Source organism: Streptomyces profundus, from assembly GCF_020740535.1.
Lineage (GTDB): Bacteria > Actinomycetota > Actinomycetes > Streptomycetales > Streptomycetaceae > Streptomyces > Streptomyces profundus.
Genome location: NZ_CP082362.1, coordinates 4,873,319 through 4,889,322, shown reverse-complemented (window position 1 = coordinate 4,889,322; position 16,004 = coordinate 4,873,319). Strand labels below are relative to the sequence as shown.

The following is a 16,004-nucleotide window of genomic DNA, read 5'->3' as shown; positions in this document are numbered from 1 at the left end:
AAGCGCCCAGCCGCCCGGGACTCCCCGCGTGTGGCTCTTTCCCTGCCCCCCGTCTGAGCGGAGACCATGCCCGTGCTCTCGCACGCCCTGTCGGAACCCAGACCCGCCGAAGGCCGCGCCTTCAACGCCTTCCGCGGCTCACTGATCGGCGTCGCCGAGGCGTTGCCCGGCATCAGCGGCGGGACGGTCGCGCTGATCATCGGCGTCTTCGAGCGGCTCATCGGCGCGGCGAGCCAACTGGCCGCCGCCGTACGGGCGCTGCTCACCGGCCAGGGCAGGGACCGCACCATCCAGGAGACGCGGCGCGTCGACTGGCGCATGATCGCCCCGCTGGCGATCGGCATGGTGCTCGGGCTGCTGCTCAGCGCCCGACTGCTGGCCCCGCTGGTCACCGATCACACGGGACACGCCTACGCCCTCTTCTTCGGTCTTGTCCTGGCGTCCCTGTGGATCCCCTACAGCGGTTCGGGACAGCGCTGGACCGCCGCCCACTACGGCCTGGCGCTGGTCTTCGCCGCGCTCGCGTTCTGGCTGACGTCGCTCTCGGTCGCGGCTTCCGCCGACAACTCCCTGATCGTGGCGGGCGCCGGGGCGATCGCCGTCACCGCGCTGATCATGCCCGGGCTCTCCGGCTCGTTCCTGCTGCTGGCGCTCGGCATGTACGAGCCCACGGTCGACGCCCTCAACAACCGGGACGTGGGCTATGTCGCCATCTTCGGGCTCGGCATGCTCGTGGGTCTCGCCATCGCCGTGAAGTCGCTGCGCTGGCTGCTCCAGCACCACCACCACATGACCCTGGTCGTCCTCACCGGCGTCATGGCCGGTGCGCTCCGCGCGCTCTGGCCCTGGCAGGGCGACGAACACGACCGCACGCTCTACGCGCCGACCGAGGCGGTCCCGGAGCGGCTCGGGCTGATCCTCCTCGGCTTCCTCGTCGTCGCCGGGGTGCTCCTGATCGCCCACCGCAGGCAGCACCCGAGAAGAAGCCGTGGACGCCACGCGAGGGTGCCCGCCAGGGGCAGATGAGACCCGGGTTCAGTCTTTACTGAATTCAGCACCCACTGTATCGTCGTGGCCATGGTGAGCATCTCCGAGGGCGGCCCTGGCGTGGTCGTGGACGCGGCGGCTCTGGCCCGGGTCGGGACCGCGTTGGCGGACGAGAGCCGGCGGCGGCTGTTGCTGGCGTTGTTGGCGGAGCCCGCCTATCCGTCGGATCTGGCGGACCGGCTGGGGATGACGCGGGGGAACGTCTCCAACCACCTGTCGTGCCTGCGCGGTTGCGGCCTGGTCCGAGGCGTTCCGGTGGGGCGGCGGGTGCGGTACGAGCTGGCCGACCCCAAGTTGGCGCACGCGCTGGCCGAGCTGGCCGCCCTGGTGCTGCTGGTCGACCACCAGGACGCGTCCGGCGAACCGTGCGGCCCCGACGACTACGCCCACGCCGACGAGCGGCCCGGCCATGGCTGACGCCTGCTGCGCGACGGACGGAACGGACGCGGCCGACGGCACGGGTGGAACAGCTGGAACAGCTGGAACGGTTGGAACGCGGGCGCCGGTGGCCCGGCTGGCCGGCGGGGCCACGCTGCGCGCGGCGGCCGTCTCCGGTCTGCTGCTGGGAGCCTCCTGGCCGGCGTCCGGCGCCTGGTCCACCGGCCTGCTGCTGGCCGCGCTGCTGGTCGGCGCCGGCACCTTCGTGCCCGGCGCCCTACGGGCCCTGCTGCGCGGGCGGTTGGGCGTGGGCCTGCTGATGTCCATCGCCGCCGCCGGGGCCGTGGCGTTGGGCGAGTTGGGCGAGGCCGCGATGCTCGCGTTCCTGTTCTCCATAGCCGAGGCCCTGGAGGGCTACGCCCTGGCCCGCACCCGGCGGGGGCTGCGCGCCCTGCTCGACCTGGTCCCGCCCACCGCGCGCGTCCTGCGCGACGGCGCCGAAGCCGAGGTCGCCCCCGATGAACTCCGCATCGGCGACGTCCTGTTGGTGCGCCCCGGCGAGCGGATCGCCACCGACGGACTGGTTCTGGCCGGCCATGGCGCGCTGGATCTCTCCGTGGTCACCGGCGAGTCGGCGCCCGTCGAAGTGGGTCCGGGCGCCGAGGTGTTCGCCGGCGCGGTCAATGGCGCCGGGGCGCTGGAGATCTCCGTCACCGCCACCGCCGAGGACAACTCCCTGGCGCGCCTGGTCCACACCGTGCACCAGGCGCAGGCGCGCAAGGGCACCAGCCAGCGCCTGGCGGAGCGCTTCGCCCGCCCGCTGGTGCCGGGGGTGCTGGTGCTGGCCGCGCTGGTGGCCGGCCTGGGCAGCCTGCTGGGCGACCCCGACGTGTGGATCGAACGGGCCCTGGTCGTGCTGGTGGCCGCCGCGCCCTGCGCGTTCGCGCTCTCCGTGCCCATCGCGGTGGTCGCCGCGATCGGCGCCGCCTCCAGGGCCGGCGTCCTGATCAAGGGCGGCGCAGCGGTGGAGCGGCTCGGCCAGGTCCGGGTCGTCGCCCTCGACAAGACGGGCACCCTCACCCGCAACGAGCCGACCGTCGTCGACACCGTGGCCGCCCCCGGGCGAGAGCCAGCGCATGTGCTCAGGGTGGCCGCCGCGTTGGAGGCCCGCAGCGAGCACCCCCTGGCCGCGGCCGTCCTGGCCGCCGCCCCACCGGGGACGCCGGCCGTCGAGGTCGAGGCCGTCCCCGGCCTGGGGCTGCGCGGCACGGCTCTGGGGCGCCCCGCCCGGCTGGGCAAGCCGGGCTTTGTCTCCCCAGGACCGCTGGCCGCCGAGGTCGACCGGCTCCAGGACGCCGGCTCGACCGTCGTCCTCGTCGAGCTGGACGCGGAACTCATCGGCGCCATAGCCGTCCGCGACGAGATCCGCCCCGAGGCCGCCGAAGCGGTCACCACCCTGAAGAAGCAGGGCATGCGCCTGGCGATGCTCACCGGCGACAACGCCCGCACCGCCCACGCGATCGCCGCGGGCGCCGGCATCGGCGACGTCCACGCCGAGCTGCTCCCCGCGGACAAGGCGCGCGTCGTCAGCGAACTGTCCACCGCCCAGGGGCCGGTGGCCATGGCCGGCGACGGCATCAACGACGCCCCGGCGCTGGCCACCGCCCACGCGGGCGTGGCGATGGGCGCCATGGGCAGCGATGTCGCCATCGAGGCCGCCGACGTCGCGCTGATGGGCGAGGACCTGCGACGGCTGCCCGACGCCATCGCCCACACCCGCGCCGCCCGCCGGATCCTCACCCAGAACCTGCTGCTCTCCGGCGCCATCCTCGTCGCGCTCGTCCCCCTGGCCGCGACCGGCACCCTGGGCCTGACCGCCGTCGTGGCCGCCCACGAGCTGGCCGAGGTCCTGGTCATCGCCAACGGCATCCGCGCCGGCCGCCGCACCCACCTCCCGCTCCGCGCCCCACTCCCCGCGCCGCGAGGTGTGGCGGCCGAGGAGGGGAGCGCGCGTCGCGCGCGCTCCCCTCGCCGGCCTCGTTCCACGGCGGCGGGTGCGGCGCCGGAGGGCGCGCCTACTCGGCGACGCTGAAGGTGTACTCCTCGGTCACCGGCGGAACGGCCGTCCCGTCGACGAGGGTGCCGCTGACGGTGAACGCGACGGTGTAGTCACCGGGCTCGGTGAAGGCCCAGTTGGCGTGGACGTGGCTGTGCGCGTTCAGTTCGGTGGAGTCCGCCGCGTCGATGCCGTCGCCGCTGTCGAAGAAGCGGGAGTCGGCGGCGCACAGGCCGTCCTGGTAGACGCTGAGGTCGCCGGGCCCCGTCACGCTCTCCAGGGAGAGGGTGAAGGTGTCGCCCGCCAGCACGCCGGCGTCGATATGGGCGGAGAGGCCGGCCCAGAGCAGATCCGGGTTCTGGGTCTGCGGCAGCCGGTGAACGGTGTCGCCGGCCGCGCCGAGGAAGCCGTAGCAGGGATCGCTCGGGACGGTGTAGGCGGCGCCGGGCAGCGCCTGAAGGACGACGTCGGCGGGCTCGTACGCCACGCCGCTGTCCTCGTCGTGAACATGCACATGGAAGGCGCCGTCCGCCAACTCCACGCCCACGACGTCCACATGGCCGGTGGAGATGACCACGGGGGCGGCGGCCGACGCGGTGGCCAGGGAAGCGCAGGAGAGGGCGGCGGCGATACCGCCGGCGACGGTGAGAGACCTACGGGCGTTACGCACGGTTGAACCTCGCTTGGTGAGGAGTCACAGGGAGACCGACGCCAAGACGATAATCATTTTCATCTGGACGTGGCAAGCAGTGTTCCGGTGCGCCATGTCACAGACGGAGACCGTCACTTGAGGTTTCCCGTCGATATGGACATGGAAATCATCACCAACTACGGTGATGGCGTTCATCGACCCTGAGGAGTGTGGGCATGTCACGACACGGGCGGCGGCAGCGGGCGCCGTGGATCGGCGCCATGGCGGCCGTCGGGCTGCTGTTGGCGCCCGCGTCCGCCGCCGCCGAGGAGGGGCCCGACCGGGAACGGGCGGTGCTCGACGGCGGCCATCTGGATCTCGCGGCCCGGCTCGACGGCGCGGAGCTGACGTTCCAGGTCAAGGACGGCACGGTCCCCGGACAGTCGGTCTGGCGCGAACCCGACGACGTCATCCTGCACTTCGACGCCCGGCACGCGTGGGAGATACCCGCCTCGGCGGCCGGGCGGGTGCCGGAGGAGCTGGGAGAGCCGGGGGACACCCTCTGGGTCGACCACAGCGTCACCTACGCGCCGGGGCTGCTGTGGCCGGGCTGGAGCACGGAGGAGATCCCGACCGACGCCGTCAACTCGCCGATCACCGCGACCTTCACCGAGGTGACGGGGCCCGACGGGTTCTTCCTCGGCCAGTGGCGCGACCATCCGGAGCTGGGCAGCGTGGTCGGCATCGACATCGACGGCACCCGCGCCGAACCGGGCGCCGTGGAGCTGCGCCCCGGCGTGCACGCCCACCCGCTGTGGTTCTTCACCGAGGAGGGCGTCTACCGCCTCCGCCTGGAGCTGAGCACCACCCTGCCGACGGGCGAACGGGTCCATGACACGGGCACACTGACCGCCGTCGTCGGCGACACGGACCCGGACCACGTCGAACTCCCCACACCGGAGGCTCCGCCGGTGGCTCCGCCGGTGGAGCCGGGCGACACGGGCGGCGGCAGCGGCGACGGCGACGATGACGACGGCGACGGCGACGCGACAGCGGGCGGCGGCGGGACAGCCGGCGGCGCGACGGGCGGCGGCGGGACAGCCGGCGGCAGTGACGGCGGCGGGACGGGCGGCAGCGCGACGGCCGGCGGCGCGACAGCGGGCGGCGCGACGGCCGGCAGCGCCGGGACGGGCGGCGGCAGTGACGGCGGGACGGTCGGCAGCGCGACGAGTGGCGACACGACAGCGGGCAGTGGCGCGACAGGCAGTGGCGCGACAGCCGGCAGCGCAACGGCCGGCAGCGCGGCAGCGGGCAGCAGCGGTGGGCGCGGCGCGACGGGCGAACTCGCCGCAACCGGCGGGGACTTCGTCCCCCTCGGCGTCGGCGCCCTGCTGGCCGCAGCGGCCGGACTCGCCCTCCTGCGGGCCACTCGACCGAACCGCCACCGGACGACGACCGAATGAGCGGCGACAGCGCCGCGGGCAGCAGCCGAACCCACACACACCGCAACCACCACCGGGCAGCGGCGGCAGCGCCGCAGGCGTGCCGTGCGTCACACCGATGGGCGCGGCCCCACACCGGCCCTCCACCCGGCCCGGCGTCTGACGGTCCCCACAACTCCCCCACCGTCAAACCCACTTGAGGCGCACGGCCCGCCACCGAGAAGCCGGTCCGCCCGCCGACGTCCGTCCGGGAGCACACCCGACACCCCTTGATGAAAACGATTTTCATTTCGTACGCTTCGCACCGTCGGAGGGATGCGGCCGGTCCGACATCGGCGGCGCCGACAACAGCAGAGGGAGCAACTCACCACATGGACACCCGAATACGCCCCGGATGGCGGCACGCCATGGCGGGCCTCGTGGCCTCGGCCGTGGTGGCCGGCGCCATGGGCACCGCGCACGCGGCCGATCCGCTGGTGCTGGACCACGGGCATATCGACGCCTTCAACGTCTCCGTCGAGGGAGGCGAGCTGGTGTTGGACCTCAAGGAGGACGTGACCGGCTCACATGTCCGCCACGCCCCCGAGGACGTGCTGCTGCACGTCAAGGAGGACGCCTGGATCGACGGCATCCCCGAGGCGTACCCGGGCTCGCCGGCCGGATACGTGCTGCCACTGACCCAGGACCAGAACCTGATCTGGCCCGGCTGGGACACCAACGGCACCGCCGGCAGCGGCTACACCGACGTGGAGATCGACATCAGCTCGGTGGCGGGCCCCGGCGACGTCTTCCTCTACACGCTGACCGGTTTCGGCACCGTCACCTCCCTGTTGGCGGACGGCGGCTACCAGCTGCCCGGCACCCTGCGGGAGGCGACCCCGGCGCACACCCACGCCCAGTGGACGTTCAGCGAGCCGGGCAGCTACACCCTCACCGCGCGGGCGACCGCGACCAACCCCGCCACCGGTTCCGTGCTCACCAGCGCGCCGGCCGACTACAGCTTCTCGGTCGGCGAGGCGGAGGAACCCGACCCGGCACCGACCGGCCTGTCGATCGAGGGGCTGTCGGACCACTACCACACCGGTGACGCGGTCGAGTTGACGGCCGTCCCCGACGCCACGACCGATCTCGACCACTACCACTGGTACAGCAGGGACTCCGCCGCCGCCGACTGGGAGGCCGCCGAGGGCGGCGCCGGCGACCGGTACGCGGGCACCGCCGAGGTGGACGGCCAGCAGCTGCGGGCCGAACTGCTGGACGAGGACCACGAGGTGGTCGCCACCTCCGAGCCGGTGACCATCCGCGTCGACGACCACGACGACGGCCACGCGGGCGGCTCGGACGGCGACTCCGGCGGCACCGACGGGAGTTCGGGCGGCACCAACGGTGGCGGCGGCAGCGACGGCGGCACCAGCGGCGGCGGCTCCGACGACGGCACCGACGGCGGTTCGGACAGCACCGGCGGCACCGGGGACACCGGCGGTTCGGACAGCGGCGGCACCGGCGGAGGCCCCGCAGGAGGCACCGTCCACGACGAGCCGCGGTGCTTCCCGGTCGAGGAGGACCGCGACGTCCCGGCCGAGCCGCGCGACCTGCTGGTGCTCGACCACGGGCATATCGACGCGTTCAACGTGGTGGCCGAGGGCGACGACCTGGTCCTCAACCTCAAGGAGGACGTGACCGGCAGCCATGTGACGCACGCCCCAGAGGACGTGGCGCTGCACGTCAAGCCCGACGCGCTCACCGAGGACATCCCCGAGGCGTACCCGGGCTCGCCGGCCGGCTATCTGCTGCCGCTGACCCAGGACCCGAACCTGGTCTGGCCCGGCTGGGACACCAACGGCACCGCCGGCAGCGGCTACACCGACGTGGAGATCGACATCAGCTCGGTGGCGGGCCCCGGCGACGTCTTCCTCTACACCACCAACACCTTCGGCGGCGTCGTCTCGCTGTTGGAGGAGGGCGGCTACGAGCTGCCCGGCACCCTGCGGGAGGCAACGCCGGCGCACACCCACGCCCAGTGGACGTTCACCGAGGCCGGCACCTACACGCTCACCGCCCGGGCGACGGCCACCAACCCGGCCAACGGTGCGGCCATCACCAGCGACTCGGCGACCTACACCTTCGCCGTCGGGGACGCGCCCAGCGGCCAGCGGCCCCAGGGCGGCACCACCCGGACGGTGACGGTCGGCAAGACCGCCGACGGCGAGGACTGCGCCCTCCCCGCCGACCAGTCGGGCGGCGGGGGCGGCAACCTGGCCAGCACCGGCAGCGGCTTCCCGCCCCTGCTCGTGGTGGGCCTCAGCGCCACCCTGCTGGCCGCCGGCGCCGGCGTGTTCCTGATCGCCCGAAGGCAGCGGACGTCCCACGCCTGAGACCGGCCCACGCCCGAGACCGGGCCGACGGCGCCCCTTCGCACGGGCGCCGTCGGCCCGACACCGCTGGAAAGACAGGGATGTTCAGGGATGCTCATGGAGAGAGTCAGCCGGCCCATGGCCCTCGGAAGCGCCGCACTGGCCGTCGCACTGGCCCTGACGGTCGGCGGCTGCGGGGGGTTGACCACCCCGCCGGACGACGGTCGGCTCAGCGTCGTCACCACCACGGGCATCCTGGCCGACCTGGCCCGGCACGTCGGCGGTGAGCTGGTCGACGTCGAGTCGCTGGTCCCCGAGGGCGGCGACCCGCACGCGCACGAACCCACCCTGCGGGACGTGCGCGACATCGTCTACGCCGACGCCGCGTTCAGCAACTACCTGATGCTGGAGGAGCAGAACCTGATCCGCGCGCTGGACGCCAACCTTCCGGACGACGTTCCCAACATCTCGCTCGCCGAACGGGCGGTGCGGTACGCGGCCGAGATCATCCCGCTGGTGGAGAACGTCAACCTGGACACGATCTGGCTGGGTCTGCGCGTGCGGGGAACGGGCGAGGAGCTGGGGGCCACCCGCTCGTCCGAGGTGCGGCTGAAGGCCACCGGGCTCGAAGGCCCCGGCGAGCTGGTCGGCTATCTGACGGAGACCTTCGGCGAGCCGGCGGTCTACTTCGACTCGTCGGACGGCTTCGACCCCGGCGACGGCTACGAACACGACACCGTCCTCCTCCCGCCGGACGCCCACACCCATATGAGCTGGGCGTTCACCGAACCGGGCGTCTACCGGCTGGATCTGGCGGCCGAGGTGGTGCCCACCCAGGGCAGCCGGCCGCTGCCGGTGGGCGAGTCCACGATCACCTTCGCGGTCGGCGTCGACCCACACGCGGTCCCCGGCATGGCCGGGGCGACCGTGCTCGACGAGGGGCACGCCGATGTCACCGTCGATCTGGACGGACCCGAGGGGCTGTCCCTCCTCGCCGACGCCGAGGGCGGCGGCGCCCGTCACGAGGCCCACTCCCCCGCCCGGACGGTGGTCGAGGTGCCCAACAAGGCGCTCACCGAGGTGCCGGGAGACCCCAGGTTCCGCGTGCTGGGCCGGGCCGGCGACGAGATCCACCAGTTGCCCCAGGCCGTCCTGGGCCGCCATGTGCACGGCGAGATCGACCCCCATCTGTGGCAGAACGTCCGCAACGCGATGGCCTATGTCAAGATCATCAGGGACACCCTGATCGAGATCGACCCCGGGCACGCCGCCGAGTACCGCGCCAACGCCGCCGACTACCTGCGGGAGTTGGAGGAGCTCGACGCCCAGGTGACCGACACCGTCGCGGAGATCCCACCCTCGCGGCGCCAACTGGTCACCACCCACGACGCGTTCGGCTATCTGGGCGCGGCCTACGGCCTGGACATCGCCGGCTTCGTCACACCCAACCCGGCGACCGAGCCCAGCCTGGTGGAACGCCGACGGCTGGGCGAGACCATCGACAACCTCGCCGTGCCGGCCGTCTTCCTGGAGCCCAACCTCCGCAGCCGCTCCAGCACCCTCGTCCAGATCGCCGAGGAGCGCGGCGTGGAGGTGTGCGTGATCTACGGCGACGCCTTCGACGAGAACGTCACCAGCTATGTCGCGATGATGCGCGCCAACGCCGACTCCCTGCGCGACTGCCTCGGCTGAACCTCTCCTCCACACCTCCCCCCAGCAAGGAACCGAAGATGCCTCAACTCCTCGCGCCGCCGGGCGCGTTCCGCCACCGACGCACGCTGCCGGCGGCCCTGCTCGCCGCCGGCCTCCTCGTCGCCCTGACGGCGCCGGCCGTGCACGCCGACGAGGAGGGCGACCTGGGCCAGACCGTCGCCCCCGAGGAGGAGAACGTCACCGGCGAGGCGGTGCTCGACATCGGCCATGTGGACATCGGCCCACGGTTCGTCGACGGCGAGTGGCGCATCCAGGGCCGGGACGACTCCCAGTCGCCCCCGGTGTGGCGGGCGTTGACCGACGTGGTGACGAGAGTCGTCGACGCGGCGGTCCAACAGGCGCCCGACGACCCGCGGTTCGCCTTCCTGGACGCCGAGCCTGGCAGCGACCTCCATGTCATCCCCCAGACCCAGGCCCCCGAGGTGGTCTGGCTGGGCTGGAACACCCAGGACCCGGAGGTCATGGCCCGGGTCAACCGGGGGGTGACGCTGACGATGCACGGCGTCGAGGGCCCGGGACACCTCGCGGTCTTCCTCCAGAACGGCGACCTCGGCGCCCCCGAGGTGCTCTGGGACGGCGACGAGCCGGGGCCCCAGGAGCTGTGGGTGGACCTCAACACCCACACCCACGCCAACTGGGTCTTCACCCAACCCGGCGTCTACGTCCTGGACTTCGAGGTGTCGGCCGATCTGATCACCGGGGAGACCGTCGCCGACCGCGCACCGCTGCGCTTCGCCGTCGGCGAGACGACGGACGTGGCCGAGGCGTTCGCCACCACCGTCGACGAGCCGGAGCCGACGCCGGCCCCGGCGGAACCCGAGCCGGACGAGGAACAGGACGAGACCGCGACCTCCTCGCTGCCGGTGGTCCTGCTCGCCGTCGGGGCGGTGGCCGTGGCCCTGCTGGGCGCCCTGCTCACCGTCACCGCGCGCGGCCGGCGGGCCAGGCGGCTCGCCGCCGCATCGGACGGGGACGCGTCATGACGGCCGTGTCGGTGCGCGGCCTGAACGTGGTCCTCGGCGGGCGGCTGGTGCTGCGCGATATCGAACTCACCGTGGAGAGGGGCGACTTCATGGGGCTGATCGGCCCCAACGGCGCCGGCAAGACCACCCTGCTGCGCTCGGTGCTCGGCCTGGTCCGCCCCGCCTCCGGCACCGTGCTGGTCGACGGCGCGCCGATCGCCCGGGTCCGCCAGCGCGTCGGCTATGTGCCCCAACGCCACGAGTTCGCCTGGGACTTCCCCATCGATGTCGCCGACACGGTGCTCTCCGGCCGGGTACGCCGCGTCGGCTGGGTGCGCCGCCCGGGGGTGGACGACTACCGCGCGGCGGGCGAGGCGCTGGCCCGGGTCGGCATGACGGCGCTGGCCGACCGCCCGGTGGGCCAGCTCTCCGGCGGTCAGCGCCAACGCGTCCTGGTCGCCCGCGCGTTGGCGCTGCGGCCGAGCGTGCTGCTGCTGGACGAGCCGTTCACCGGGCTCGACATGCCGACGCAGGAGCTGCTGACCGATCTCTTCGCCGAGCTGAGCCGGGAGGGGAAGGCGGTGCTGATGACCACCCACGACCTGGCCGCCGCCATGCACACCTGCGGCCGGCTCTGCCTGGTCAACCGGACGGTGGTGGCCACCGGCGCGCCCGAGGCGCTCACCGACGCGGAGCTGTGGCGGACGGCCTTCGGCATCCGCGCCGGCAGCCCGCTTCTTGCCGCGCTGGGGGTCAACTGATGCTGACTCCACAGGAGTTCGTCGCCGACCTGGTCAATCCCGCGCTCTCCTTCCTCCCCAAGGCGCTCTTTGTCGCGCTGCTCTCGTCGGCGGTCTGCGGGATCATCGGCTGCTATGTGGTGCTGCGCGGAATGGCGTTCATCGGCGACGCCGTCGCGCACGCCGTCTTCCCCGGGCTCGCGGTGGCGTTCGTGATCCAGGGCAACCTGGTGCTGGGCGGCGCGGTGGCCGGGGTGCTCACCGCCGTCGCCGTCGCGGTGTTCTCGCAGAACCGGCGGCTGCGCGAGGACAGCGTGATCGGCGTCTTCTTCGTCGCGGCCTTCGCCCTCGGCATCGTGATCATCAGCCGCTCCCCCGGCTACTCGGGCTCGCTCCAGCAGTTCCTCTTCGGCTCGATCACCGGCATCCCCGACGAGGACCTGGTGGTGGTGGCCGTCTCCACGGCGGCGCTGCTGGTCCTGACCTTCCTGTTCCACAAGGAGTTCGTGGCCGTCACCCTCGACCGCGAGTCGGCCCGCGCGTTGGGCCTGCCGGTCTTCGCCCTGGACCTGGCGCTCTATGTGATGGTCTCGATCGCGGTGGTCATCTCCGTGCAGACCATCGGCAACATCCTGGTCCTGGCCCTGCTGGTCACCCCGGCCGCCACCGCGCGGCTGCTGACGGACCGGCTCGGCGTGATGATGCTGCTGTCCCCGCTGATCGGCGCCGTCTCGGCCCTGGTCGGCCTCTACCTCTCCTGGAGCGCCGACCTCCCGACCGGCGGCACCATCGTGCTGGTGGCCACCGGCTTCTTCCTCCTGGCCTGGACCCTGGCCCCCCGCCACGGCATGCTGATCCGCGCCGCGCGACACCTCCGCCGCACCGGCCACCGAACGGCGTGGAAGTAGCCGACGACCCCGGAGCCGTCCCCGGAGCCGTCGCCGCCGACCGGCGAGCGCGGGGACGGACGAAGGGGTGGACACGATGTGGCGTGCGGCAGTGTGGCAGGGTGCTCGGTTCGTCGGCCTGATCACGCTGCCGCTGGGGGCGATCGGCGCGATCGGGCCCCAGTTGTGGAAGTTCAGCCTGCTGTGGTTCGCCGCGGTCCTGCCGTTCGGGATGTGGGTCGGGGTCAGGCACTACGTCAGATCACGCCGTGACCAGCGCCTACGGGCCAAGGAGCCGGAGCTGCGGCCGGTGGAGATCGGTCGGTGGCGGAAGCTGGGCCTCATCTGGAGACGCGGCGCGGACCTGGCCGGTGCGGAGTTCACCCTGAGCCTGCGGCCCCGGATGGAGCGGCTGACCGCGACGCTCACCGGACCGGACGGGACGGAGCGCGTCCAGCTGCCGCGGTGGCTCAAGGAACCCGGCGTGCTGCGACACCAGTTGGAGAAGCAGAGCAAGGCCGGCGAGTACCTGGACGGCGACACCCGGCAGCCGCTCGCCGTCTGGCTGCACGGCCGCGAGATCACCGTCCGTCGCGGGCGCGGCCCCCTCTACCAGGTCACGCGCCACGCCATCCGCCTCGGCGACCGCTCCCTGACCGTCCGCGACACCCTGGGCTGGCGCGTCCCCCTCGGCCTGACCGACGAGGAGGCCACCATCTGCGCCCTGGCCCTGCTGACCGGACTCCCCGACGCCCTCTGACCCCCGCCCCAACTCGCCGCCTCGGGACGGCCGTCGGGAGCGGCGGGGTGGGCATGGGGGGTGTGTCCTGCTTGAATTCCTCCGTGATCGAACTCGTGGTTGCCTGCGTCGCCGCCGGGCTGACGGCGTGGTTGTTCCGCCGCAAGGCGAAGCGGCGTGCCGCCGGGGCCGCTCACGGCGACGCGATCACGTTCGCCTGCCTGCTCAGGCATCCCTCACGAGGAAAGCGGTGGCTCCGTGGGCGGATGCTGATCGGTCCCACCACGATGGCCTGGGAACCGCGCACCAAGGCAGGCGCGGGGACAGCACTTCCGGCGGGGCTGCGGCAGGTCGGGGTGCGCTCGCCCACGATGCGCGAGGCCATAAGGATCAACGGCGGCTCCAGAGTCGTCGTGTGCGCGTCCCCCCAGGGCGAGGTGCTCCTCGCCGTGATGCCGACCGAACTGCCCCGCCTGCTCACGGCCCTGACACCGGGACAGAACACCTAGGGCGCGTCGTTCGTCCGCACGGTTCCCGTCCCCCGTGACGGACGGCCGTCACACCCCACCCCGCACCGTCGATCGGCTCCAGGCCGCGATCGTCGGCAGCGGCGCGCTGCCCGATCGGTCCTTCGGGCCGCGTCCGCCGGCGCACTCCGGGGGCAGTTGGTTGACGATTCAAGGACCGGCGCCTAATCTAGGTGACGCATCAACCACATGGCGCGGGGCCGCCAGGCGGTCAGCCCGCTGAGCACGGCTGGCCGACCCGTCCCACCCGTAAGCGCGCCAGAGGAACCAGGAGTTGAGCGGATGTCCCTCGCAGTGCGGTTCTCCGAGTACGGCGGTACCGACGTGCTGCGTGTCGTCGACGTTCCGCCGCCCACCTGGACCCCTGGCGGCCCCGTCGGCGCCGACCACGAGGCGCACGGGCGGCACGGGCGGCACGATCCGAGAGGCACGCTCGCGCCCCGCCCCGCCTGAGCGCGCGCCCCGGCCGACGGCGAGGGCACGCGCCCGTGGGGTCACCCCGCGGACGAGCTCGCGGCGGCGACGCCTCCGAGGTCACAGCCGGGGACGGTGACCACGACGGTCGCGCCGACGTGACGTTCCGACCCGGGCCGTGGCACGCACGCGGACACGCCACCCCTCGGCGCACGGCGTGCGCCCGGCGCACGCCCCGTTTCCGAGCCGGTCGGCACACAGGAATACCCGACACGATTGATGTGTCAACTAGATGGGAGAAGGTGATGTCGATGAACGCCCCGCAGGAGAGCACGTCGCGGGACTCGCACGGGACGGACGCCTCGCAGGTCGAGTTCGGTATCGACAGCTTCGGCGACCTGCCTCGCGACGACCGGGGCGAGATCCTCTCGCACGCGCGGGCGATCCGCGCCGCGGTGGCCGAGGCGGTCCTGGCCGATGAGATCGGCATCGACGTGGTCGCGCTGGGCGAGCACCACCGGCCCGAGTACGCGATCTCCAGCCCGGAGACGGTGCTGGCGGGCATCGCGACCGCCACGAAGCGCATCCGGCTCGCCTCCGGCGTGACCGTGCTGTCCTCGGACGACCCCGTGCGGGTGTTCCAGCGGTTCGCCACGGTCGACGCGCTCTCCAGCGGTCGTGCCGAGGTGATCCTCGGACGTGGTTCGTTCACCGAGTCGTTCCCGCTGTTCGGCTACGACCTCAAGGACTACGAGGTGCTGTTCGACGAGAAGATCGACCTGTTCCATCAGCTCCTGGACGAGAAGCCGGTGACCTGGGAAGGCACCACCCGCGCCGCCCTGCATGGCGCGGACGTGTACCCGAAGACCGAGTCGGGACGCCTCAACACCTGGGTCGGAGTGGGCGGTTCGCCACAGTCCGTGATCCGCACCGCGCACTACGGGTTCCGGCTCATGCTCGCCGTCATCGGCGGCGCCCCCGACCGGTTCGCCCCCTATGTGGATCTGTACCGGCGCGCGAGCCAGGCGAGTGGCACCACGGCGCGACCGGTCGGGCTGCACTCGCCCGGCTTCGTCGCCCCGACCGATGAGGAGGCCAAGGAGCTGTTCTACCCCGGATACCGGGAGATCCGCGACCGGATCGGCGCGCTGCGCGGCTGGCCGCCGATCACCCGCTCGGAGTTCGACACCGAGGTGGAGCGCGGCTCGCTGTACGTCGGTTCGGTCGAGACGGTCGCGGCCAAGATCGCCCGCGCGATCCGGGTGCTGGACGCGGGCCGGTTCGACATGATCTACTCCGCCGCCGGCACCGTTTCGGCCTCCGCGCGGCTGCGTTCGGTCGAGTTGTACGGCACCCAGGTCATCCCCCGGGTCCGCGAGCTGCTCGCGGAACAGCCGGCCACGGCGGGAGCGTCATGACGACCAGCCCCGTCACCACGATCGGGGTCCTGGGCGCCGGCAAGGTGGGCACCGTCCTGGCCCGCCTGGCCGTCGCCGCCGGCCATCGCGTCCTGATCTCCGGATCGGGCGACCCCGCGAAGATCGCGCTGACCACCGAGGTGCTCACCCCCGGGGCGACCGCCGTGTGGCCGGCCAGGGCCGCGGAGGCCGCCGACGTGGCGATCCTCGCCCTCCCGCTCGGCAGACACCGCGACCTGCCGTTGCCGAAGCTGGTGGGCAAGCTGGTCGTCGACGCGATGAACCACTGGTGGGAGGTCGACGGCCCCCGTGACCTGATCCTCCCGCCCGACAGCACGTCGAGCGAAGCCGTGCAGCGGTTCCTGACGGGCGCCCGCGTCGTGAAAGCCCTCAACCACATGGGCTACCACGACCTGGAGGACGGGGCTCGTCCCGCCGGCCGCCCCGGGCGCAGGGCGATCGCGATCGCCGGTGACTCGCCCGGGGATCTCGCCGTCGTCTCGGAGCTGGTCGACGCGCTCGGATTCGACCCGCTCGTGATCGGCGACCTCGCGGCGGGCGCCCGGTTGGAGCCCGGAACCCCCGCGTTCGGAGCCAACGTCGACATCGACCGGCTTCGCGCGCTCACCGAACTCCCCGCCCCGGCCGATCCCGTCGAACGCCCGTGAACACCTTCTTTCGCCCGTGACACCCTCT

General features: G+C 72.9%; 15 protein-coding genes. 14 read left to right on the top strand and 1 reads right to left on the bottom strand.

The features are described from left to right. Positions 1 to 66 precede the first annotated feature (66 nt). The 3 genes from K4G22_RS21570 (at position 67) to K4G22_RS21560 (ending at position 3,517) form a co-directional block, all read left to right on the top strand. A complete protein-coding gene (locus K4G22_RS21570) occupies positions 67 to 1,026 on the top strand; it encodes a DUF368 domain-containing protein (RefSeq protein WP_228081973.1) in 960 nt (319 codons plus the stop codon). A 51-nt stretch (positions 1,027 to 1,077) separates the two neighbouring features. Continuing rightward, positions 1,078 to 1,464 carry an ArsR/SmtB family transcription factor gene (locus K4G22_RS21565; protein ID WP_228081972.1) on the top strand — a complete coding sequence of 129 codons (387 nt, stop codon included), beginning with the start codon at positions 1,078 to 1,080 and terminating at the stop codon, positions 1,462 to 1,464. 88 nt (positions 1,465 to 1,552) lie between these two features. After that, positions 1,553 to 3,517: a heavy metal translocating P-type ATPase gene (locus K4G22_RS21560; RefSeq protein ID WP_425336734.1), complete on the top strand. Its 1,965-nt coding sequence runs from the start codon at positions 1,553 to 1,555 to the stop codon at positions 3,515 to 3,517. Here the strand turns inward: K4G22_RS21560 and K4G22_RS21555 are convergent. Then, on the bottom strand, positions 3,501 to 4,151 hold the full coding sequence (locus tag K4G22_RS21555) for a choice-of-anchor M domain-containing protein (RefSeq protein WP_228081971.1): 651 nt from the start codon (positions 4,149 to 4,151) through the stop codon (positions 3,501 to 3,503). The two genes, K4G22_RS21560 and K4G22_RS21555, sit on opposite strands and share 17 nt — an antisense overlap. A 197-nt stretch (positions 4,152 to 4,348) precedes the next feature. On the opposite strand from K4G22_RS21555, the gene K4G22_RS21550 reads away from it, so the two are divergent. The 11 genes from K4G22_RS21550 (at position 4,349) to K4G22_RS21500 (ending at position 15,976) form a co-directional block, all read left to right on the top strand. Continuing rightward, a complete protein-coding gene (locus tag K4G22_RS21550; protein WP_228081970.1) occupies positions 4,349 to 5,575 on the top strand; it encodes a choice-of-anchor M domain-containing protein in 1,227 nt (408 codons plus the stop codon). Positions 5,576 to 5,925: 350 nt separating this feature from the next. After that, positions 5,926 to 7,929: a choice-of-anchor M domain-containing protein gene (locus K4G22_RS21545; RefSeq protein ID WP_228081969.1), complete on the top strand. Its 2,004-nt coding sequence runs from the start codon at positions 5,926 to 5,928 to the stop codon at positions 7,927 to 7,929. 117 nt (positions 7,930 to 8,046) lie between these two features. Continuing rightward, positions 8,047 to 9,600 carry an anchored repeat ABC transporter, substrate-binding protein gene (locus tag K4G22_RS21540; RefSeq protein ID WP_228081968.1) on the top strand — a complete coding sequence of 518 codons (1,554 nt, stop codon included), beginning with the start codon at positions 8,047 to 8,049 and terminating at the stop codon, positions 9,598 to 9,600. 38 nt (positions 9,601 to 9,638) lie between these two features. After that, positions 9,639 to 10,604, top strand: a complete 966-nt coding sequence (locus tag K4G22_RS21535; RefSeq protein ID WP_228081967.1) for a choice-of-anchor M domain-containing protein — start codon at positions 9,639 to 9,641, stop codon at positions 10,602 to 10,604. Then, on the top strand, positions 10,601 to 11,344 hold the full coding sequence (locus K4G22_RS21530; protein WP_228081966.1) for an anchored repeat-type ABC transporter ATP-binding subunit: 744 nt from the start codon (positions 10,601 to 10,603) through the stop codon (positions 11,342 to 11,344). The genes K4G22_RS21535 and K4G22_RS21530 overlap by 4 nt, the downstream gene beginning before the upstream one ends. Continuing rightward, positions 11,344 to 12,231, top strand: a complete 888-nt coding sequence (locus tag K4G22_RS21525) for an anchored repeat-type ABC transporter permease subunit (protein WP_228081965.1) — start codon at positions 11,344 to 11,346, stop codon at positions 12,229 to 12,231. Before K4G22_RS21530 ends, K4G22_RS21525 begins: the two co-directional genes overlap by 1 nt. A gap of 76 nt (positions 12,232 to 12,307) precedes the next feature. Then, positions 12,308 to 12,970 carry a hypothetical protein gene (locus K4G22_RS21520; RefSeq protein WP_228081964.1) on the top strand — a complete coding sequence of 221 codons (663 nt, stop codon included), beginning with the start codon at positions 12,308 to 12,310 and terminating at the stop codon, positions 12,968 to 12,970. Between the two features lie 83 nt (positions 12,971 to 13,053). Further along, a complete protein-coding gene (locus K4G22_RS21515; RefSeq protein WP_228081963.1) occupies positions 13,054 to 13,458 on the top strand; it encodes a hypothetical protein in 405 nt (134 codons plus the stop codon). 300 nt (positions 13,459 to 13,758) lie between these two features. Next, on the top strand, positions 13,759 to 13,929 hold the full coding sequence (locus K4G22_RS21510; RefSeq protein WP_228081962.1) for a hypothetical protein: 171 nt from the start codon (positions 13,759 to 13,761) through the stop codon (positions 13,927 to 13,929). 272 nt (positions 13,930 to 14,201) lie between these two features. After that, positions 14,202 to 15,308: an LLM class flavin-dependent oxidoreductase gene (locus K4G22_RS21505; RefSeq protein ID WP_228081961.1), complete on the top strand. Its 1,107-nt coding sequence runs from the start codon at positions 14,202 to 14,204 to the stop codon at positions 15,306 to 15,308. Beyond that, positions 15,305 to 15,976, top strand: coding sequence for an NADPH-dependent F420 reductase (locus K4G22_RS21500; protein WP_228081960.1), 672 nt, complete (start codon positions 15,305 to 15,307; stop codon positions 15,974 to 15,976). Before K4G22_RS21505 ends, K4G22_RS21500 begins: the two co-directional genes overlap by 4 nt. Positions 15,977 to 16,004 lie beyond the last annotated feature (28 nt).

What these genes read in the sequence shown, in the direction of transcription:
- K4G22_RS21550 (WP_228081970.1), top strand. Translation starts at nt 4,349, where the DNA reads ATGTCACGACACGGGCGGCGGCAGCGGGCGCCGTGGATCGGCGCCATG.
- K4G22_RS21510 (WP_228081962.1), top strand. Translation starts at nt 13,759, where the DNA reads ATGTCCCTCGCAGTGCGGTTCTCCGAGTACGGCGGTACCGACGTGCTG.
- K4G22_RS21505 (WP_228081961.1), top strand. Translation starts at nt 14,202, where the DNA reads ATGAACGCCCCGCAGGAGAGCACGTCGCGGGACTCGCACGGGACGGAC.
- K4G22_RS21520 (WP_228081964.1), top strand. Translation starts at nt 12,308, where the DNA reads ATGTGGCGTGCGGCAGTGTGGCAGGGTGCTCGGTTCGTCGGCCTGATC.
- K4G22_RS21535 (WP_228081967.1), top strand. Translation starts at nt 9,639, where the DNA reads ATGCCTCAACTCCTCGCGCCGCCGGGCGCGTTCCGCCACCGACGCACG.
- K4G22_RS21530 (WP_228081966.1), top strand. Translation starts at nt 10,601, where the DNA reads ATGACGGCCGTGTCGGTGCGCGGCCTGAACGTGGTCCTCGGCGGGCGG.
- K4G22_RS21565 (WP_228081972.1), top strand. Translation starts at nt 1,078, where the DNA reads ATGGTGAGCATCTCCGAGGGCGGCCCTGGCGTGGTCGTGGACGCGGCG.
- K4G22_RS21540 (WP_228081968.1), top strand. Translation starts at nt 8,047, where the DNA reads ATGGCCCTCGGAAGCGCCGCACTGGCCGTCGCACTGGCCCTGACGGTC.
- K4G22_RS21525 (WP_228081965.1), top strand. Translation starts at nt 11,344, where the DNA reads ATGCTGACTCCACAGGAGTTCGTCGCCGACCTGGTCAATCCCGCGCTC.
- K4G22_RS21545 (WP_228081969.1), top strand. Translation starts at nt 5,926, where the DNA reads ATGGACACCCGAATACGCCCCGGATGGCGGCACGCCATGGCGGGCCTC.
- K4G22_RS21570 (WP_228081973.1), top strand. Translation starts at nt 67, where the DNA reads ATGCCCGTGCTCTCGCACGCCCTGTCGGAACCCAGACCCGCCGAAGGC.
- K4G22_RS21500 (WP_228081960.1), top strand. Translation starts at nt 15,305, where the DNA reads ATGACGACCAGCCCCGTCACCACGATCGGGGTCCTGGGCGCCGGCAAG.